This is a genomic window from Actinoplanes cyaneus, from assembly GCF_016862095.1.
In the GTDB taxonomy this organism is placed as follows: Bacteria; Actinomycetota; Actinomycetes; order Mycobacteriales; family Micromonosporaceae; genus Actinoplanes; species Actinoplanes cyaneus.
This window is the reverse complement of the sequence record NZ_BOMH01000037.1, coordinates 171,770-191,177: the sequence shown is the minus strand read 5'-3', so window position 1 is coordinate 191,177 and position 19,408 is coordinate 171,770. Positions and strand designations below refer to the sequence as shown.

Genomic DNA, 19,408 nt, shown 5'->3' with positions numbered 1-19,408 from the left:
CTCCGGCTACGCCGGCGCGGAACCGTGGCCGATCCGCTGACCCGAGACGAGTTCGCCGCCGCCCTGCGGGGCCTGGCCCCGCGATACTGGGACCGCCATCCGTTCCACCGGCGGCTGCACGCGGGCGGCTGCACCCCGGGCGAGATCCGCTCCTGGGTCGCCAACCGGTGGTACTACCAGACGATCCTGGCGCGCAAGAACGCGGCGATCATCGCGAACTGCCCGCTCCCGGAGGTCCGGCGCCGGTGGCTGGAACGGGTGACCTTCCACGACGGATCCCGCGACGGCGAGGGCGGGACGGCCGACTGGCTCGCCCTCGCCGACGCCGTGGAACTGGAGCGTGCCGCCCTGCTCGACGAGCGGCACGTCGCCCGCGGCACCCGCTTCGCGGTCGACGGCTACCTGCACTTCTGCCAGACCCGGCCGTGGACCCAGGCGGCTGCCGCCGCTCTCACCGAACTGTTCTCGCCGGAGCTGATGGCCGCCCGGGTCGCGGCGTGGCGCGAACACTACGACTGGATCAAGCCGGAGGGCTACGCGTACTTCCAGAACCGCATCCCGGTGGTGCAAGGGGACGCCACGTACACCCTCGACCTGGTCCTGACCCACTGCCGCACCGCCGACGAGCAGCAGGCGGCGATCGAGGCGCTCACCTTCAAGTGCGACGTGCTCGGCGCGATCCTCGACGCCGTCGACCATCAGGGAGGAGTGCCGTGAGACCTGGCCTGGCCACCGGCGTACGGCTGGTGCACGATCCGGTCCGTGACGCCGACGCGTTGCTCTACCCGGAGGGTGCCCTGCTGCTGGAGGGTCCGGCCGTGGACGTGGTCCGGGCCTGCGACGGGCGGCGTGACCTCGGGGGCATCGTCGCCGAGCTCGCCCGGACCTACGATGAGCCGCGTGCCGACGACGTCACGCGGCTCATCGACCAGCTGACCGGCCGGCGTCTGCTCACCGACGCCGGCCGGTCGGCCGGTCGGGAACGCTGTGCCGGTGCATTCACCGGCGCCGCGCCGCTGCCGATCGGCATGGTCGCCGAGCTGACCTACCGCTGCCCGCTGCGCTGCGGCTACTGCTCGAACCCGGTCCAGATCGACCCGGTCCGCGACGAGCTCACCACCGCGGAGTGGCTCGCCGTGCTGGATCAGGCGCGGGCGCTCGGCGTGCTGCAGGTGCACTTCTCCGGCGGCGAGCCGGTGCTGCGCCCCGACCTGGCCGACCTGGTGGCCCACGCCCGGGAGCTGGGCATGTACACCAACCTGGTCACCAGCGGGGTGGGGTTGTCGCACGGGCGCCTGGACCGGCTCGGCGCCGCCGGCATCGACCACGTCCAACTCTCCGTGCAGCACGCCGATACCCCGGCCGCCGACGCGATCGCCGGGCTGCGCGCCCACGAGAAGAAGATCGAGGCCGCCGGGATGATCCGGCAGGCGGACCTGCCACTGACGATCAACGTGGTCCTGCACGCCGCCAACGTGGACCGGCTCGCCGACCTCGCGGAGCTTGCCGCCTCGCTGGGCGCCGGCCGCCTGGAGCTGGCGCACACCCAGTACTACGGCTGGGGGCTGCGCAACCGGGCGGCCCTGATGCCCACGACCGAGCAGGTGCGCCGCTCGGCGGTTGCCGCCCGCGAGGTCCAGGAGCGCTACGGCGACGTGATGGAGATCGTCTACGTCCAGCCGGACCACTTCACCGGCCGGCCCAAGCCGTGCATGAACGGCTGGGGCTCCCGGCAGTTCGCGGTGTCGCCGACCGGGGTGGTCCTGCCGTGCCTGGCCGCCGCGCAACTGCCCGGTCCCCGGCCACCCTCGGTGCGCCGCGACGGCCTCGCCGACATCTGGCACGACTCCGAACTGTTCAACCGCTTCCGCGGCACCGCCTGGATGCCGGACCCGTGCCGCGGCTGCGACCTGCGCGAGGTGGACTTCGGTGGCTGCCGCTGCCAGGCCTTCCAGCTCACCGGCGACCAGACGGCCACCGACCCGGCGTGCTCACTGTCGCCGGATCACGGTCTGCTCGCGCCGGCCGGCACGCCACGGCCACCGATGGTCGCACGTCGATACCGATGAGGGTACGAGTGCTCGGCAGCGCCGCCGGTGGTGGCGCCCCGCAGTGGAACTGTGCCTGCCCGGTCTGCCGGGACGCCCGCCGCGACGGGCGCGACCGGACGCAGGACACCGTCGCGGTCACCGGCGACGGCACGGCCTGGTATCTGCTCAACGCGGGCCCGGACATCCGGACACAGATCCTGCGTACGCCGGAGCTGGCGCCCGGGCCCGGGCTGCGCGAGACGCCGCTGCGGGGCGTGCTGCTGACCACCGCGGAGCTGGATCACACCCTGGGCCTGCTGAGCCTGCGCGAGGCCGTACGGATCAGCGTCTTCGCCACCGCGACGGTGACGCACGCCCTGACCACCGCGTTCCCCCTGCGCCCGATGCTCGGCGCCTACACCGACCTGGACTGGCGGGACATGCCCACCGGGGTGGTGCTGGACGGCGGGCTGGTCGCGCAGCGGATCACGGTCGGTACGAAACGTCCCCGGTATGCCGGTGACGCGCCCGGTGACGACTGGGTCTCGGCGCTGCGGCTGACGGACACCCGCGGCGGCTCGTCGTTCGTCTACGCGACCTGCCTGCCCGTGTGGACACCGGCTTTCGACGTCTTCGTGGCCGGTGCCGACGAGGTCCTGCTGGACGGCACGTTCACCACCGACGACGAGCTCACCCGATCGACGGGCCGGCCGGGTACCGCGCAGCGCATGGGGCACCTGCCGATGGCGGTGTCGCGCCCGATGACCGCCCGGCATCCGGCCACCCGATTCCGTTACGGGCATCTCAACAACACCAACCCGTCCTCCGGTGACGACATCGCCGGAGACGGGCTGGAACTGTTCACCGATCACTGATCGGGCCACGAATTGCACGCCGTCTCTTGACATCGCATGTCCGTGCGTCAATAACTAACGTACTGGTTCGTACAAAGAACTGGAGGCCGTCGTGAACGACGAGCGTCACCTGGTAGGGCTGATCGGTTCGGGGATCGGGACATCGATGAGCCCGGTCCTGCACGAACGCGAAGCCGACCGGCAGGGCCTCCGCTACCTGTACAAGATCATCGACCTCGAGGTGCTCGGCCTGGCCGCCGGTGACGTGGGGGAGCTGCTGTCGCACGCACGGCAGCTGGGCTTCCGCGGGCTGAACATCACCCACCCCTGCAAGCAGGAAGTGGTCAAGTACCTCGACGAACTGGCACCCGAGGCGGCCGAGCTCGGTGCCGTGAACACTGTCGTCTTCCGGCACGGGCGCGCGGTCGGTCACAACACCGACCGGTACGGATTCGCCCAGGGCCTGGCTCGGGCACTGCCCGCCGTGGCGCCCGGGCACGTCGTGCTGCTCGGCGCGGGCGGTGCGGGCCTGGCGGTGGCCTCGGCGCTGGCCGCCGCGGGCACCCGCCGGCTCACTGTCGCGGACCTCGATCTCGACCGCGCACAACGGCTGCTCCGATCGATCACGGCTCACCATGACCTGACCGTCGAGGCGATCACGCCGGAGGCCGCGCCCGATCGGCTCGCCGCCGCCGACGGCCTGGTCAACGCGACTCCGATAGGGATGGAGGGCCATCCCGGGGTGCCGATCGACCTGGTGCACGTGCGACCGGAGCTCTGGGTTGCCGACGTCATCTACCGCCCGCTGGAGACGGAGCTGATTCGCGCGGCCCGGCAGCGGGGCTGCCGGGTGGCCGACGGCGGCGGCATGGTCGTCTACCAGGCCGCCGCCTCGTTCCGCCTGTTCACCGGGCGGGCGGGCGACGAGGAGGCGATGTACCGCGATTTCCTCGAACTGGCCGGCGGTGATCGTGATGCCTAGGCCACCGTCACCGTCGCCGGTCCGGGACGCCGGCCAGCCCCGGCCGTCCGGCGTCCCGCCAGCGGTGCAGCAACTCGGGCAGCTCCGCGTTGTGCTCTCCGAGCCCCGGTGGTGGCGCGGTCGGGGTCAGCGGCTCGCCGTCGACGAGGATGCCGTTGCCGCTCACCCGCAACGTCCCGCCCGGAGCGCGGTCCACGGCCGAGCGGGGCGTTCCCGGCGGGAACGCGAGGTCGGCGAGGAACCCACGACCCGTCACCTGGTCGGCCGCGACCGCTTCGGCGACGGTCAGGATGCGCGCCGCCGGAACTCCGGCCGCCTGCAGGATCCGTTCCCATTCGCCGGCCGGACGGCACCGCAGTGCCTCGTTGAGCTGCGCGTTGAGCGCGTGGCGGTTCTTCTTGCGGGCTTCCCGCTCGGCGAAGTCGGGGTGGGTGATCAGGTCGGGACGGCCCACGAGCCGGCACAGGGTCTCGTACTGCTCCTGCCGGTTCGCCGCGATGTTGAGCGGACCGTCCGCGGCGTCGAAGGTCCCGGACGGCGCGGCGGTGGCGTTCTGATCACCCATCGGTTCCGGCTCGACCCCGCTGACCAGGTAGTTGGAGACGGCCCAGCCCATCGCCGACAGCGAGGCCTCCAGCATGGACACGTCCAGGAAACGTCCCTTGCCGTCGTGCCGGCGACCGGCCAGCGCCGCACTGATCGCCAGCGCCGCGCTGAGTCCGCCGACACTGTCGGCGACGGGGAAGCCGACCCGCAACGGAACGGTGTCGGGAGTGCCGGTGATGCTCATCATCCCGGACAGGCCCTGGATGATCTGGTCGTACGCCGGGGCCTGGCTCATCGGCCCGTGCTGACCGAAACCGCTGATCGCACAGTAGACGAGCGCCGGGTTCAGCGTCCGCAGCCGCTCCCAGCCGAATCCGATGCGATCGAGCACGCCGGCCCGGAAGTTCTCGACCAGCACGTCGGCGTGCGTCACCAACTCCGCGAAGGTGGCCCGGCCACGATCGTCCTTCAGGTCGAGTTCGACGGACTTCTTGCCGGCGTTCTGGGCCAGGAACGACGCGCCGAGCTTGGCGCGATTGAGTTCCGGGTCCGGCCCCAGCCGCCGGGCGAGATCGCCGCGGCCGGGGACCTCGATCTTGATGACCTCCGCGCCCAGCAGCATCAGGTGGTATGTGCAGTAGGGCCCGGCGAGGACGTTGGTGAGGTCGAGGACGCGGACACCGTCGAGCGGCCGATCCTGCATGCGCGTTTCTCCTTCCGATGTCCCCGGCCGGATCGAAGGGGTCCGGGCCGGGGGTTAGAACGACGAGCCCAGCGGATGATCGAAGCCGCGCTCGTTCATCTGTGTCGCCGCGGCGAGCAGGGCCCGGGTGAACCCGGCGACGCGCTCGTCGGTGAAGCGGACTGTCGGCCCGCTCAGGGTGAGCGCTGCCACCACCGTGCCGGAGCGCCCCAGGATCGGGACCGCCACGGCGGACAGCCCCGCGTCGCGTTCGCCGTGGCTGATCGCGTACCCCTGCTCGGCCGCCTGGTCGATCCACTCCCGCATCCGGGCCACGTGCTCCTCGCCGTAGGGGGAGGAGCGGGTCACCCGCTCCAGCAGGGCCGGCGAGGCGCCGCGCAGCAGCACCTTCGCCGAGGCGCCGGCCCACAGCGGCAGTTCGTCGCCGACCTGCACGACGTGCCGCAACGCTTGCGGGCTCTCCTGCTGGGCGATGCAGATCCGCACGATGTCACGAGCGACGTAGACGTTGACCGTCTCCCGCTCACCGGCCGCCAGTTCCCGCATCAGGCGCTGGGTCTCCGGGGGGAGCTCCCAGCCGCGCTTGGCCAGGTGCGCCCAGCGCCACAGGCCGGGGCCGGCCATGTAACCGGAACTGGTCGCCCACAGCAGGCCGCTCTGCTCGAGGGTCTGGACGATCCGGATCACCGTCGTCTTGGCCAGCCCGGTCGCCGCCACGATGTCGCGGATGGCGATCAGCGGCCGGTCCTCGCTCAGCAGCGACAGGACGTCGAGTGCACGCTGGATGCTGCGGACGCCCTGGACGTCGGACGTCTCCTCGCCGGTGGCCTTGCGGCTGCTCACGGATGGCACGGTGGCTCACTCCCTCTGTCGCGTCGCGACCACGTCACCGTGGCGCGACGCCGCCGCGGCATGCGGCGGTGGTGTCTCGGACACCGACGATTCTGCCGTCCCGGCGACGAGGACATCTGCTCGTAACTTTTCGACCATGCCTATTGCCTTCGCCCGGCGGCCAACCGTACGTTACACCCAAGTCCGCACAGCGGTCCAGATTGACCGTAAGTGGTCCACTTGACGGACCAAGGAGGTAAGGATGCTCGACGCGATCCTCGACACCGCGCCGGGATCGGTGGTTTCCGTGCCGGCCCTGCTCGGCGGGAAGTGGATCGGCGACGGACCGTCCGCCGAGCGCATCGGGCCGTACACCCGTACGGTGGTCAGCCGGGCCCGCGTGGCCGAGCCGGGCGACGCCCGCCAGGCCGCGGAGTACGCGAAAGCGAGCGCACGGACGGTGGCCCGCCTGGCGCCGGCCACGCGAGCCACGATCCTGCAGCGCGCCGCCGAGCTGGCTATCGCGCACCGCGAGGCGATCGCCCGCCTCGTCGCGCTGGAGCTGGGCAAGCCGCTCAAGGACGGCCGCGGTGAACTGGACCGGGTGGCCGACACGTTCGCGGTCTGCGCGGCCGAGGCCCGGCAGATCGGCGGTGACGTGCTGCCGGTCGCCGGCTGGGCCCGCGGGGTCGGCAACACCGCATTGACCTACCGCGCCCCGGCCGGGGTCGCCCTGGCCATCACCCCGTTCAACGCGCCGGCGAACCTGCTCGCACACAAGCTGGGCGCCTCGTTCGCGGCCGGCAACAGCACCATCGTCAAGGCGCCGCCGCAGGCACCAGCGGTCTCGGCCGCGATCGTCGCGGTGCTGCTCGCGGCGGGCGCGCCGGTCGAGTCGGTGCAGCTGCTGCACGGCGGCGGCGACGTCGGTGCCGCGCTGTGCGCCGCCCCCGAGGTGGCGGTCATCAGTTTCACCGGCAGCGCGGAGACCGGCGCCGCCGTCGCCCGGGCGGCCGGCGCCAAACGCCTGGTCCTGGAGCTGGGCGGGAACGCCGCGACGATCGTCTGCGATGACGCCGATCTGGCGGCCGCGGCCCGCGTCTGTGCCCGCACCGGCTACACGAACTCCGGGCAGAGCTGCATCTCGGTCCAGCGGATCTACGTCGCGCGAGCCTGTTTCGAGCGGTTCGTCGATCTGCTCAGCACCGAGGTGGCGACCCTGCGGGTGGGCGACCCGCTCGACCCGCGGACCGACGTCGGCTCGATGGTGGACGAACAGGCCGCCGAGCGGGTTCTCAGCTGGGCCACCGAGGCAGCCGGCGGCGGCGCCCGGATCACCGTCGGCGGCTCTCGTGACGGTGCCACGCTCACGCCGACCGTGGTTGCCGACCCGCCCGCCGACGCCTCCGTGGTGACCCAGGAGGTCTTCGGCGCGCTGGTCACGGTGCTGCCGTTCGACGACTTCGACGAGGTTCTGCGGACCTGCAACAACAGCCGGTTCGGGCTGCAGGCCGGCCTGTTCACCGGCGACATCGGGCGCATCCTCACCGCCTGGCGTGAGCTCGAGGTCGGTGGGCTGATCGTGAACGGCTCGTCGAACTTCCGGCTCGACCACATTCCGTTCGGCGGGGTGAAGGACTCCGGCTTCGGCCGGGAGTCGCCCCGCCACATGATCGAGGACTACACGGTGGTCAAGACGCTGATGCTGCGCGACCTGTCGATCTGGGGAGAGAACTAGATGTCCGAGCCCATCACCGGGGCCGCGGCCCTCGTCACACAGCTCGTCGACTACGGCGTCGAATACATCTTCGGCACGTGCGGGCACACCAACATCGCACTGCTCGACGCGATCGGCCGTAGCCCGATCCAGTTCGTCATCGCCCGTCACGAGCAGACCGCCGCGCACGCCGCCGACGGCTATGCCCGGGCCACCGGCAAGCCCGGTGTCGTCCTGATGCACGTCGGCCCGGGCATGATGAACGCGGTGACCGGCGTGGCCACCGCCGCCCTGGACTCGGTACCGCTGATCGCCATCTCCGGCGACATCCCGTCCTACATGTACGGCCGGCACCCGCACCAGGAAGTCAACCTGCACGCCGACGCCGACCAGACGGCGATCTACCGCCCGTTCGTCAAGCGCGCCTGGCAGGTGCACCGCGTCGAAGACCTGACCAGGTTCACCGAGCGCGCGTTCTGGACCGCCACGTCCGGCCGGCCCGGCGCGGTCCTGCTCAACGTGCCGATGGACCTGTTCTCCCGCCCGCTGCCCGACAGCGTGCCGGCCTACCCGCTGCCGCAGACCACCACCCGGCCGGACCTGGCCGACGACGACGCCGAGCGGATCGCCGCCGCTCTGGTCTCGGCGCACCGGCCGCTGATCTATCTCGGCGGCGGGCTCGGCGGTCCGGCCGGCCGTCAGGCGCTGCGCGAGCTGGCCGAGCACCTCGACATCCCGGTCGCGCACTCGCTGATGGCCAAGGGCGCCCTGCCCGACGACCACCCCCTGGTCCTGGGCATGACCGGCTTCTGGGGTCTGACGGAGACCAACGCGTACGCCCGCGACGCCGACCTGGTCCTGGCGATCGCCACCCGCTTCGCCGAGACCGACGCCAGCTCCTGGGATCCCGACTACACCTGGCGGTTCCCGCCGAGCCGGCTGATCCAGATCGACATCGACCCCGCCGAGATCGGCCGCAACTACCCGGTGGAGATCGGTGCGGTCGCCGACGCGGGCCTCGCGGCGAAGAAGATCCTTTCCGCGGTACGCCGTCAGCACCCCGGCGGCAGCGATCGCCCTCACCTGCGCGAACAGATCCGGGCGGCCCGCACCGAACTGTTCGCCGGCAGCGCCGAGCGGGGACGCAGCGAGAAGTTCCCGCTGCGCCCGGAACGCATCCTCGCCGACGTCCGGGCGAACCTTCCCGACAACGCGGTGCTGGTCACCGATGTCGGCTGGAACAAGAACGGGGTGGCCCAGTGCTACCCGCTGCCGGAGGCCGGCCGGTTCATCACCCCGGGTGGCGCCTCGACGATGGGCTTCGGCCCGGCCGCCGCGCTCGGGGTGCAGATCGCCGACCGGGACCGGGTGGTGGTCGCGCTGATCGGCGACGGTGGCATGAGCGCCCAGCTGCCGGCCCTGCCCCTCGCGGTCGAGCAGGGTCTGCCGGTGATCTTCCTGGTGATGAACAACCGGGCCCACGGCACCATCTCCGACCTGCAGGCCAACGCGTTCGGCCGCAGCTACGGCTGTGACTTCGTGGACCCGGAGGGCAACCCGTACAGCCCCGACTTCGCCGCCCTGGGCCGGGCCTGCGGCGCCGACGGCTACGACATCGCCGAGCCGGGCGATCTCGGTGCCGCGCTCAAGTCCGCCGTGGAGCGCCGTCGTCCCGCGGTGATCGACGTGCCGATGGTCAACGAACCCGTCCCGACGCCGGGCCACTGGAACATCAAGGACATCTACCAGGGACTTTTCGAATAAACCGATGATTGAGGTGACACGCACATGTTCCGACGACGCGCCACCGCCATATCCGCCTTCGCTGTCTTTTCCGCCGTTTCCGTGATCCTCGCCGGGTGCAGCGCTCCCGGCTCCGACGACAAGTCCTCCGGGGACAGCTCTGGCCCGATCAAGATCGCACTTGTGGACGCGCAGAGCGGGCAACTGAGCTCGCTGGGCGCGTGGGAGCTCAAGGGCGCCCGGCTGGCCGTCGACGAGTGGAATGCCGCGGGCGGCGTCAACGGCCGCCAGATCGAGCTGGGCGTCTTCGACGACCAGGGCGACCCGACCACCGGCACGAACCTGGCCCGCAAGATCGACAGCGAGGGCTACATCGCCATGATCGGCACCGCCGAGAGCGCGGTGACCATCGCGATGGCACCGATCCTGAAGCAGGCCGAGATCCCGAACATCACCTCCGGGCAGTCGCCGGGCCTGGTCGCGGCCGGTTCCGAGTTCCTGTTCCTCAACGGTCCGACCAGCACCACCTACGACGAGACCCTGGCCAAGCACATCGTCGACAAGCAGGGCACCAAGAGCATCGCGATGATCACCAACAACGGCTCGTACGGCAAGGGGGAGCACGACGCGTTCCTCAAGGCCCTGCAGAGCCGCAGCGTCACCCCGGTCGCCGATCAGGTCGTCACCACCGACCAGAAGGACTTCAGCGCGGTGCTCACCGGCATCCGGCAGAAGAACCCGAAGGTCATCTTCCTGGGCGCCGAAGAGGTCGAGTCCGGATTGATCGTCAAGCAGGCCCGGGACCTGGGCATCACCGCCACCTTCGCCGGCGCCGCCCCGCAGGGCACCCCGGTCTTCATCGACACGGCCGGCGCCAAGAACGCCGAGGGCACCATCGTCAGCTCGCCCTACCTGGGCAACGACATCAGCGACGCTTCCAAGAAGTTCGCCACGGCGTACAAGGCGAAGTTCAACGAGGAGGCCGAGCTGCACGGCGCGAAGGCCTACGACGGCACGCAGATCCTGCTCGCCGCGCTCAAGACCAGCAACGTGGCCACCGGCAAGGCGCTCGCCGACGCCATCCGCGCCACCAAGTACCAGGGACTGCTCGGCAACTTCGCGTTCGACACCACCGGCGTCGGCATCTCGGCGACCGCGATCGGCACCATCCAGAACGGCAAACTCGTCGCCGCTGCCGGCTGACCGTGTGCTCCCGGCGTCCCGGCGCCGGGAGCCGCCCATCCAAGGAGAACCATGCAGATAACTCTGCAGACGATCATCGGCGGGGTCAGTCTCGGCGCCGTGTACGCCCTGGTGGCGTTGGGATTCTCCCTCGTCTACCGCACCATGGGCCTGGTCAACTTCGCCCACGGCAACGTCGTCACCGTCGGCGCCTACCTCGCGTCCACCTTCTACCTGTCCACCAAACTGCCGTTCGCCCTGGCCATGCTCGTCGCGATCGCGGTCACCGGGCTGATCGGCCTGATCATCGAACGGGTCCTGCGGCCCCTGGAGAACCGCGACTTCGACCTGATGCTGATCGGCACGATCGGTTTCGGCATCGTCCTCGATGCGCTGGTCATCATGATCTGGGGCGCCACCGGCCGGGCGGTGCCCTCGCCGGTCCCGTCCGCCCCGATCGAGGTGCTCGGGCTGCGCATCCGCACCTACGACCTGGTGGTGCTGGCCATCGCGGCGGTGGCCACGGTCCTGCTGGTGCTGTTCCTGTCGCGCACCAAACGGGGTGCCGCCATGCAGGCCGTCGCCATGGACCACGAGGCCGCCACCGCGGTCGGCATCCACGTCGGGCGCAGCAACGCGATCGCGTTCATGATCGGCGCCGGGCTCGCCGCGCTGGCCGGCGGCCTGGTCGGCCCGCTGCTCTACGTCAGCCCGGCGCTCGGCGGCACGCTGGGCATCAAGGGGTTCGCCGCGGCCATCCTCGGCGGCTTCGGCAGCATCCCCGGCGCGATCGCCGGCGGCCTGGCCATCGGCATCCTCGACTCGTTCACGGCCGGGCACTTCCAGGGCTACTCCGAGCTGGTCACCTTCCTGGTCTTCACGGTGATCATCATGGTGCGCCCGACCGGCATCTTCGGCGAAAGGACGGTGAACCGGGCATGAGAACGAAGATCGCCGTGGGGGCGGGGCTTGCGGTTGCCGCCTGGCTGCTGCCGTACGGCTTGGACTCGTACGCCATCCATGTCGTGAATGTGATTCTGATCTTCGCGGTGCTCGCCGTGGGCCTGGGGCTGTGCATGGGCGTGGCCGGTCAGGTGAACCTGGCCCAGGTCGCGTTCTTCGGCGTCGGCGCCTACGCCACCGCGATCCTGACCACCCACAACGGCCTCGGCTTCTGGGTGTCCGGGGCGCTGGCGCTGGTCGCCACCGTGCTGATCGGCCTGGTCGTGGGCACGCCGGCGCTGCGGGTGCAGTCGCACTACCTGGGCATCGTGACGCTGGGCCTGGCTCTCGCCTTCACCAACTGGGTCACCAACGCGCAGCTCAGCGGTGGGGCCGAGGGCATCTCGGCGATCCCGGTCCCGACGCTGCCCGGCGTCGACCTGTCCAGCGAATACCTCTACTACTACCTCGAGCTGATCGTCTTCGTGCTCGCGCTGGCGTTCGGGCTGTTCGTGGTACGGACCGGGCTGGGCCGCCGGCTGCGGGCCATGCGCGACGACTCCCTCGCGGCCGGCGCCCTGGGCGCGGAGGTCCCGCTGCTGCGGATGACGGCCTTCCTGCTGGCCAGCGTGTACGGGGGAGTGGCCGGCGTGCTCTACGCCGGCCTGATCCGCTACGTCGCGCCGGAGTCGTTCGGCATCGCCAACATGTTCCTGCTGCTCGGCATGGTGATCATCGGTGGCCGGCAGAGCCTGATCGGCTGCGTGGTCGGCGCGGTCAGCCTCTACCTGGTCCGCGAATGGCTCGCCGATCACCCCACGATCGCCCAGCTCGCGTACGGCGCCGTCGTCGTGCTGGTCGTCGTCTTCGCGCCGACCGGTCTCGCCGGGCTTCCGGAGCGACTGCGTGACCTGCTGCGACGCCGGCGCGGTGAGTCCGGCACCGCCGCCCGCCTGGCACCGTTCCGGCCCTATGCCGAGCGAGCCGGGCAGACCTCCGGGACGGGAACGCCGATCCTGACCGTCTCCGCGGTGACCATGCGGTTCCGCGGTCTCAAGGCGCTCGACGAGGTGTCGCTGACCGTTGCACCGGGGGAGATCCGTGGCGTGGTCGGGCCGAACGGCTCCGGCAAGACCACCCTGTTCAACGTGATCAGCGGCCTGTATCGCCCGACCGGTGGGCGGGTCGAGTTCCTGGGCAGGGACCTGACCGGCAGCAGCCCGTACCGGCTGGCCCGGGCGGGCATGTCCCGGACGTTCCAGAACCTGCGCCTGTTCGGCGACCTCACCGTCGAGGAGAACATCCTCGTCGCCCTGGACCGTAGCCGTACCCTCGGGGCCTGGCGCTACCTGCTCGGGCCGATCGCCGTCCTGCGACAGGACCGGGAGTTGCACCGGCGGGCCCGTGACGTGCTCGACCGGTACGGGCTCACCGAATTCGCCGCGCTCGCCCCGAAATCCCTGCCGTACGGGATCCAGCGGCGCGTCGAGATCGCCCGTGCGGTGGCCGCCGCGCCGTCGCTGCTGCTGCTCGACGAACCCGCGGCCGGGCTCAACGGTGAGGAGGTGCGCCAGCTCAGCGAAATCGTCCGGTCGATCCGGGACAGCGGGGTCACGGTCATCATCATCGAGCACAACATGGGCCTGGTCATGTCGCTGTGCGAGCGGATCACGGTGCTGGCCGGCGGCCGGATCATCGCCGAGGGTGAACCGGCCGAGGTGGCGCGCACGCCTGCGGTCATCGAGGCCTACCTCGGTGACTCGATGGATTCCGACGACCTGCCATCCATCCCGGAGGTGACCAAGTGACCACCGTGTCCCAGCCGGCGACCACGACCGGACAGACGCTGACGGTCGAGGGACTCACCGTCCACTACGGTGGCGTCTGCGCCGTACGCGACATCGGCTTCTCCGTCCCGGCCGGCGAGGCCATCGGGGTGATCGGGGCCAACGGCGCCGGCAAGACCTCCACCCTGAAAGCGGTCATGGGGCTGATCCCACGACAGGTCGGCGCGTTGCGGTTCGGCGACGTCGACCTGACGCGGGTGCCGGCCCGCGCCATGGTCCGGCACGGCATCGGTTACGTCCCGGAGGGCCGGCACGTCTTCGCCGGGCTGCCGGTGGAGAAGAACCTGCTGCTCGGGGCGTACGCCCGTAAGTGGAACGCCGAGACCCGCGCCACGCTCGCCGAGACGTACGAGCTGTTCCCCGTCCTCGGCGAGATGCGCCACCGGCTGGCCGGCGCCCTCTCCGGCGGGCAGCAGCAGATGCTCGCCATCGGCCGGGCGCTGATGTCCCGGCCGAAGCTGCTGCTGCTCGACGAGCCGTCGATGGGCCTGTCGCCGAAACTGGTCGAGGACATCCTGGCGGTCCTGCTGCGGCTGCGCGGCGAGGGGATGAGCCTGCTGCTGGTGGAGCAGAACGCCAAGCTGACGTTCGAGGCGACCAGCAGCTGCCTGGTGGTGGAGAACGGCGAAGTGGCGATGACCGGCACCTCGGACCGGCTGCGCCACGACCCGCAGGTACGGCGAATCTACCTCGGCCTGTGACGATGCTGCTCGGGCGACCGCTGCGCGTCGGCCGGCACGAGTTGCGTAACCGGGTGGTCAGCCCGCCGATGGAACGCAACTACGGCACCACGGACGGGCGGGTCACCGACCGCTATGTCGCCTACCTGCGGGCCCGGGCCGCCGGGGGAGCGGCCCTGGTCTTCACCGAGGCGACCTACGTCCGCGCCGACGGGCGCGGACGGGTCCGGCAACTCGGCGCCCACGGTGACCATGTCATCGCCGGGCTGCGCGTGCTGGCCGGCGCGGTGCACGCCGAGGGCGCCCTGCTCGGTGTGGAGCTCAACCACGCCGGGCGCGTCGGTGACCCGGCTGTCTGCGGTTTCCAGCCGGTCGCGCCGTCCGCAGTGCCGTTCCGGGGCCGGCCGCCGCGCGAGCTCGAGACCACCGAGGTCGGTGATCTCGTCGACGCCTTCGCGGCGGCGGCCCGGCGGTGCGCCGACGCCGGCGTGGACGTGCTGGAGATTCATGCCGCGCACGGCTATCTGATCCATCAGTTCCTCTCGCCGCGCACCAACCGGCGTACCGACCGCTACGGCGATCCAGCACTGTTCCTCACCGAGATCCTGCAGTCGGTGCGCCGGTCGGCCCCGCACACCACGGTGTTCCTACGGCTGTCGGCATTCGAGGGCGTGCCGGACGGGCTGGACGCCGACGCGACCCTGGCCGTGACCGAGCGCCTCCCCCTGAACCTCGTCGACGCCCTGGACATCTCGGCCGGGTGCTACGAGGCAGGCGAGTGGATGGTGCAACCCGGCGAGATCCAGCGTGGCGTCCTCGCGCCGTACGCGGCACGATTCCGCCGGTTCGGCAAGCCGGTCGGCGTCGCCGGTCGCATCGTCACCGGTGAGTCGGCCGAGACGATCCTGCAGTCCGGGGCCGCCGATCTGGTCGCCGTCGGCCGGGCCCAGCACGCCGACCCGCAGTGGGTGGCGACCACCCTGGCCGGCGAACACCCCCGGCCGTGCATCGGCTGCAACCAGGGGTGCATCGACAGTCTGCACACCCAGCAGCCGATCTGGTGCGTGGTCAATCCGCGGACCGGACGGGAGCACCTGGCGCCCGCGCCGCCGGTACCGTCACGTCGGGTGCTGGTCATCGGGGCGGGCGTGGCCGGCCTCGAAGCCGCTCGATCGGCAGCTCTCGCCGGGCACGTGGTGAGCCTCTGGGAGGCCGAACCGGTGATCGGAGGAGCGTTCCGGCTCGCCGCGGCGCTCGCCGGCAAGCCGGAGTTCGGCCGGCTCCTCGACTGGTATGCCGCCGAACTGGTCAGACTCTCCGTCGAGCTGCGCCTGTCAACGCGCGCGGACGCTACGACGGTGACCCGTCTCGCGCCGGACATCGTGGTCCCCGCGGTCGGCGGGACCGGCGTGCGCCCGCCGATTCCCGGCATCGACCACCCGCGCGTGCACGACCTCGACGACTGGCTACGCCACCCGCGCACCAGCGATCGGGTGACCGTCTGGGGCGCCGACCGGGTGGGCCTCGCGCTGGCCGACGCCGCGGCGACGGCCGGATGCCGGACAACGCTGATCAGCGCCGGATCGGAGCTGGCTCCCGAAGCCGGCCCCCGGGAGAAGGGATTGACGGTGCGCAGGCTGGCCGGCAGCCCCGGCGTCGAGATCCGGCTGGAGACCACCCTTGAAGCGATCGAGGAGCACCACCTGCTGCTCGGTCACGCCGGCCGGCGCCAGTGGACCCGCATCGCCGGCCCGGTCGTGGTGTCCCAGGGCGTCACCCCGCGGCACCTCGACATCGGGACGGGCCCCTGGCAGGTCGTCCCGGCCGGCGAATGGCCGCAGGTCACGCGCTGACGGTTGCACCCAGCCGCTGCGCCCGATGAGCCGCCATCCGGACCGGCTCGTTGGCGAAGCCGTAACCGCGGTAACCGGAACGCTGCACGACTTCGACGAACACCCGCGAACCCATGACCGGCGTGAACAGCTGCAGACAGTAGCCGTGACCGTCCTGGTCGTACATGGCGCCGGCCCGGCGTACGAAATCTCCCAGGCCGGCCGGCAGCTCGGTGCGGGCCTCCAGGTCGTCGTAGTAGTTGCCGGGGATCCGCAACAGCTCGATCCCCGCCTGCGCCAGTGCGCCGGCCGTCCGGGCAAGGTCATTCGTGGCCAGGGTCAGGTGCTGCGGATGCGGGACCGCCGGCGCCCAGTCGCCGCGGCGCAGCACCGGCACACTCAGCGCGATCCGTACCCGCCGGTCGTCGTTGCGGATCGCCAGCGTGCGGATCAACCCGAACGGCGCCGCGAACTCGCCCGCCTCGTCGTCGCGCAGGCCCAGGACGCTGCGATAGAACAGCGCGGCTTCGTCGAACCGGTCGAACGGCTGGGCCAGCGAGAGATGGTCGATCGCGGTGATGCCGGTCGAGGGCCGGGGCGGTTCGCCGGTGGGCAGGAAGTCGTCGAGCCAGACCTGTTCGGCGCCCGGTTCGGTGCGGCAGAAGAACACCTCGGTGCCGTCCGGGGCAGCCACCGCGGTCAGCTCCGCCTCACGCCGGCGACGCTGACGCGGCAGCGGCCGGGCCATCAGGTGCTCGGCCCGCCGGGCGGACTGCTCGGGATCGGCACTTTCCAGCGCGAAGGCGCGGATGGCGGCCTCGCCCGCGCCGGAGTTCAGCAGGATCCGGGCGTCGCCCTGCTCCCACAGCTGCACCGGCTTCGACCGGTGCTGCCCGCTGTGGACGAAACCGAGAGCCCCCAGCAGGGCTTCCAGCTGCGGTCCGGACTGCGCATCCACGCCGAGTTCCGCGAAGGCGATGCCGGACAGCTCCGGAGCCGGCACGGTGTCGCCGGCCGTCGCGTCCAGCAGCGCGGTCAGGGACCGGCGCGCGTCCACCGCGGTCCGGTGCGGATCGGCCTGGCGGAAGACGTCGTTGAACACCTCGAGCGACAGCGGGCCGGTGTACCCGGCGGCCAGCACCGCCCGGGTGAATCCGACCAGGTCCAGCCCGCCCTGCAACGGGAACAGGCGATGATGCCGGCTCCATTGCAACACGTCCATCGACAGCCGGGGTGCGTCGGCCAGCTGCAGGAAGAAGATCCGATCGGCGGGCAGGCCGGCGATGCCGGCGTAGTCGTCGGTGCGCGACAGCACGTGGAAGCTGTCGAGGCACAGCCCCAGCGCGGGGTGATCGGCGCGGCGCACGATCTCCCAGGAGTGCTGCCAGGTGGACACGTGCCGCCCCCAGGCCAGTGCCTCGTAGGCGATGCGCATCCCGCGCTCGGCGGCCAGGTCGGCGAGTGCCCGGAGCTGCGACGCGGCCAGGTCGTCGTCGGCGATGGCGTCCGGGGCGACCGACGAGCAGATCAGAACGGTGTCGGCGCCGAGGCGGCCCATCAGGTCGAGCTTGGCGAGCATCCGGCGTCGCACCGCCTCGAACCGGGCCGGGGGAGCACCCTCCGCGTCCCGGAACGGCTGGTAGAGATCGATGGCGAGGCCGAGGTCCGCCACCCGCGCGCGGATCCGCTCGGGCGACTCGGCCGAAGCGAGCAGGTCGTTCTCGAAGATCTCGACAGCGTCGAACCCGGCTGCGGCGGCGGCCTCCAGGCGGTCCTCCAAGGTGCCGGACAGGCACACGGTCGCGATACTCGTGCGCGGCATACGCCACCTTCCGGGAGTGTACGAACCAGTACGTACACTGTAGGACGCTCATCGTTTAGAGTCGACACCTCAGAACGATCGAGAGGCGCGACATGGTTGCCGGAGCCACCCCACGCTCACGCGACGCCGACCGCACCAGGGCGGAGATCATCGACGTGGCCACCCGCGAGTTCTCCGATCAGGGGTATGCGGGCGCCCGCGTCGACGAGATCGCGGCCAAGACCAGCACCACCAAGCGGATGATCTACTACTACTTCGGTGGCAAGGAAGGGCTGTACCTGGCCGTCCTGGAACAGGCGTACCGGCACATCCGCTCCCTCGAACAGCAACTCGACGTCGACCACCTGGAGCCCGTCGACGCCCTGCGCCAACTGGCCGAGCTCACCTTCGACCACCACGAGTCGCACCAGGACTTCGTCCGGCTCGTCGCCATCGAGAACATCCACTACGCCCAGCACCTGCAACGCTCCGAGTCCCGCGAGGTGCTGGCCGCCCCGGCGCTCGACGTCCTCACCCGCATCATGGAGCGCGGTCGCGCCGCCGGGCTGTTCCGCGACGACCTGGACGCCCTCGACGTTCACATGATCATCAGCGGGTTCTGCGTGTTCCGCGGGGCGAACCGGTACACGTTCCGCGCGATCTTCGAACGCGACCTGCTCGACCCGGGCCGGCGTGACCATCTGCGGCAGATGATCGGTGACATGGTGGTCGCCTACGTGACCTCGCCCGGCGCCCCCTGACCCCGGCGCTCCGGCCGCGTCGCAGCCCGGCCTCGCCGCTGATGATGTTGTTGCACCTGCCGTAGCGTCATGTGCTGTGGTGGAGGCACACAGCACGAAAGGCTCTGTCTGCGATGTATCCCTCCATCAGACCTCCCCGCCACGTCAAGATCGGTGATGCGGCCGCGTTCGCCGGAACCACCCCGCGCGCCATCCGCCACTACCACCAGATCGGTCTGTTGCCCGAGCCCGAGCGAGGCGTGGACGGCCGCCGCTACGGCTACGACGACATGATCCGCCTTCTGTGGATCCGCAAGATGGCAGAGGCCGGCATCAGCCTGGACGACATCCGGGCGGCCTTCGGCGAAGCCCGGCGCATCGAGGACATCCTGAGCAGGCTGGAGGAGACGCTCGCGGCGCAGGAGGCCACGATCAAACGTCAGCGCGCGGCTGTCCAGCGCCTGCAGGCGGTCGGCAGCCCACTGGGGTTGCTCTCCGAACTGGTCACCGACCGGCTCAGCCAACTGCCCCCGAGCGAGCTGCGAGCGTCGGACGTGGACACCCTGCTGGTCACCGAACGGATCTTCGGGCCGCTGGGCGCCGCCATCCAGGCCAGCGTGTTCATCGTGCTGGCCACGCACCCCGATCTGAGGGCCGAGCAGGACCGCCTCGACGCGGCCGAGGCCGCCCTCGACGACGGCGTCGAGCCCGACGACCCGCGCGTCGAAGAACTCGCCGTCCTGCGATGCGCCCACCAGGTGGCACTGGATCGGGCCATCGAGGCAGCGGGGCTGGACAGGGACGAGGAGAAACTCTTCGAGATCTACGACGCCGACCTGAAGGGGGAGGAGGAGCGCGGACAGATGAGCGCTGTCGAAGCCGTGAACAAGATGCCGTACGGATTCTCTCCCGCTCGGATGCGCTGCGTGGAACTCGCGGGACAGCTCCTCGCCGAGGCCTACTCCGCGAACAGCTGAT

Annotated in this window: 16 protein-coding genes; 13 read left to right on the top strand and 3 right to left on the bottom strand. The window is 71.0% G+C overall.

From position 1 onward, the window contains the following. The first annotated feature begins 24 nt into the window (after positions 1–24). From pqqC to Acy02nite_RS24945, 4 genes are all read left to right on the top strand, one after another. On the top strand, positions 25–717 hold the full coding sequence (pqqC, locus tag Acy02nite_RS24960) for a pyrroloquinoline-quinone synthase PqqC (protein WP_239175175.1): 693 nt from the start codon (positions 25–27) through the stop codon (positions 715–717). Next, positions 714–2,069, top strand: a complete 1,356-nt coding sequence (pqqE, locus tag Acy02nite_RS24955; RefSeq protein ID WP_203744575.1) for a pyrroloquinoline quinone biosynthesis protein PqqE — start codon at positions 714–716, stop codon at positions 2,067–2,069. Before pqqC ends, pqqE begins: the two co-directional genes overlap by 4 nt. Then, positions 2,066–2,905 carry a pyrroloquinoline quinone biosynthesis protein PqqB gene (gene pqqB, locus Acy02nite_RS24950; protein WP_203744573.1) on the top strand — a complete coding sequence of 280 codons (840 nt, stop codon included), beginning with the start codon at positions 2,066–2,068 and terminating at the stop codon, positions 2,903–2,905. Before pqqE ends, pqqB begins: the two co-directional genes overlap by 4 nt. A 91-nt stretch (positions 2,906–2,996) precedes the next feature. Next, a complete protein-coding gene (locus tag Acy02nite_RS24945; protein WP_203744571.1) occupies positions 2,997–3,866 on the top strand; it encodes a shikimate dehydrogenase in 870 nt (289 codons plus the stop codon). 7 nt (positions 3,867–3,873) lie between these two features. On the opposite strand, the gene Acy02nite_RS24940 is transcribed toward Acy02nite_RS24945, so the two are convergent. Together Acy02nite_RS24940 and Acy02nite_RS24935 are read right to left on the bottom strand one after the other, a co-directional pair. Continuing rightward, complete coding sequence (locus tag Acy02nite_RS24940; protein WP_203744569.1) at positions 3,874–5,115, bottom strand: CaiB/BaiF CoA transferase family protein; 1,242 nt, start codon at positions 5,113–5,115, stop codon at positions 3,874–3,876. A 54-nt stretch (positions 5,116–5,169) separates the two neighbouring features. Continuing rightward, positions 5,170–5,958, bottom strand: coding sequence for an IclR family transcriptional regulator (locus Acy02nite_RS24935; RefSeq protein WP_203744567.1), 789 nt, complete (start codon positions 5,956–5,958; stop codon positions 5,170–5,172). Between the two features lie 250 nt (positions 5,959–6,208). Between Acy02nite_RS24935 and Acy02nite_RS24930 the strand changes: the two genes are divergently transcribed. The 7 genes from Acy02nite_RS24930 to Acy02nite_RS24900 are packed head-to-tail and all read left to right on the top strand — an operon-like array spanning position 6,209 to position 15,910. Continuing rightward, positions 6,209–7,684: an aldehyde dehydrogenase family protein gene (locus Acy02nite_RS24930; RefSeq protein WP_203744565.1), complete on the top strand. Its 1,476-nt coding sequence runs from the start codon at positions 6,209–6,211 to the stop codon at positions 7,682–7,684. After that, complete coding sequence (locus tag Acy02nite_RS24925; RefSeq protein WP_203744563.1) at positions 7,685–9,427, top strand: thiamine pyrophosphate-binding protein; 1,743 nt, start codon at positions 7,685–7,687, stop codon at positions 9,425–9,427. A gap of 24 nt (positions 9,428–9,451) precedes the next feature. Then, the gene (locus tag Acy02nite_RS24920) at positions 9,452–10,609 is read left to right on the top strand and encodes an ABC transporter substrate-binding protein (protein WP_203744560.1); all 1,158 of its coding nucleotides are present in this window, start codon (positions 9,452–9,454) and stop codon (positions 10,607–10,609) included. A gap of 51 nt (positions 10,610–10,660) precedes the next feature. Beyond that, on the top strand, positions 10,661–11,530 hold the full coding sequence (locus Acy02nite_RS24915; RefSeq protein ID WP_203744558.1) for a branched-chain amino acid ABC transporter permease: 870 nt from the start codon (positions 10,661–10,663) through the stop codon (positions 11,528–11,530). Next, the gene (locus Acy02nite_RS24910; protein WP_203744556.1) at positions 11,527–13,338 is read left to right on the top strand and encodes a branched-chain amino acid ABC transporter ATP-binding protein/permease; all 1,812 of its coding nucleotides are present in this window, start codon (positions 11,527–11,529) and stop codon (positions 13,336–13,338) included. Before Acy02nite_RS24915 ends, Acy02nite_RS24910 begins: the two co-directional genes overlap by 4 nt. Beyond that, entirely contained in the window at positions 13,335–14,078 is a 744-nt protein-coding gene (locus Acy02nite_RS24905) for an ABC transporter ATP-binding protein (RefSeq protein ID WP_203744554.1), read from the top strand. Before Acy02nite_RS24910 ends, Acy02nite_RS24905 begins: the two co-directional genes overlap by 4 nt. 2 nt (positions 14,079–14,080) lie before the next feature. Next, positions 14,081–15,910, top strand: coding sequence for an oxidoreductase (locus Acy02nite_RS24900; protein ID WP_239175182.1), 1,830 nt, complete (start codon positions 14,081–14,083; stop codon positions 15,908–15,910). On the opposite strand, the gene Acy02nite_RS24895 is transcribed toward Acy02nite_RS24900, so the two are convergent. Beyond that, positions 15,900–17,711: a sugar phosphate isomerase/epimerase and 4-hydroxyphenylpyruvate domain-containing protein gene (locus Acy02nite_RS24895; protein ID WP_203744550.1), complete on the bottom strand. Its 1,812-nt coding sequence runs from the start codon at positions 17,709–17,711 to the stop codon at positions 15,900–15,902. The two genes, Acy02nite_RS24900 and Acy02nite_RS24895, sit on opposite strands and share 11 nt — an antisense overlap. Positions 17,712–17,803: 92 nt before the next feature. On the opposite strand from Acy02nite_RS24895, the gene Acy02nite_RS24890 reads away from it, so the two are divergent. Beyond that, entirely contained in the window at positions 17,804–18,451 is a 648-nt protein-coding gene (locus tag Acy02nite_RS24890; RefSeq protein ID WP_203744548.1) for a TetR/AcrR family transcriptional regulator, read from the top strand. Between the two features lie 113 nt (positions 18,452–18,564). After that, on the top strand, positions 18,565–19,407 hold the full coding sequence (locus Acy02nite_RS24885; protein WP_203744546.1) for a MerR family transcriptional regulator: 843 nt from the start codon (positions 18,565–18,567) through the stop codon (positions 19,405–19,407). Position 19,408 lies beyond the last annotated feature (1 nt).

Coding starts and splice junctions, on each gene's coding strand:
- pqqB (WP_203744573.1), top strand. CDS start 2,066: ATGAGGGTACGAGTGCTCGGCAGCGCCGCCGGTGGTGGCGCCCCGCAG.
- Acy02nite_RS24940 (WP_203744569.1), bottom strand. CDS start 5,115: ATGCAGGATCGGCCGCTCGACGGTGTCCGCGTCCTCGACCTCACCAAC.
- Acy02nite_RS24930 (WP_203744565.1), top strand. CDS start 6,209: ATGCTCGACGCGATCCTCGACACCGCGCCGGGATCGGTGGTTTCCGTG.
- Acy02nite_RS24925 (WP_203744563.1), top strand. CDS start 7,685: ATGTCCGAGCCCATCACCGGGGCCGCGGCCCTCGTCACACAGCTCGTC.
- Acy02nite_RS24920 (WP_203744560.1), top strand. CDS start 9,452: ATGTTCCGACGACGCGCCACCGCCATATCCGCCTTCGCTGTCTTTTCC.
- Acy02nite_RS24915 (WP_203744558.1), top strand. CDS start 10,661: ATGCAGATAACTCTGCAGACGATCATCGGCGGGGTCAGTCTCGGCGCC.
- Acy02nite_RS24910 (WP_203744556.1), top strand. CDS start 11,527: ATGAGAACGAAGATCGCCGTGGGGGCGGGGCTTGCGGTTGCCGCCTGG.
- Acy02nite_RS24900 (WP_239175182.1), top strand. CDS start 14,081: ATGCTGCTCGGGCGACCGCTGCGCGTCGGCCGGCACGAGTTGCGTAAC.
- Acy02nite_RS24895 (WP_203744550.1), bottom strand. CDS start 17,711: ATGCCGCGCACGAGTATCGCGACCGTGTGCCTGTCCGGCACCTTGGAG.
- Acy02nite_RS24890 (WP_203744548.1), top strand. CDS start 17,804: ATGGTTGCCGGAGCCACCCCACGCTCACGCGACGCCGACCGCACCAGG.
- Acy02nite_RS24885 (WP_203744546.1), top strand. CDS start 18,565: ATGTATCCCTCCATCAGACCTCCCCGCCACGTCAAGATCGGTGATGCG.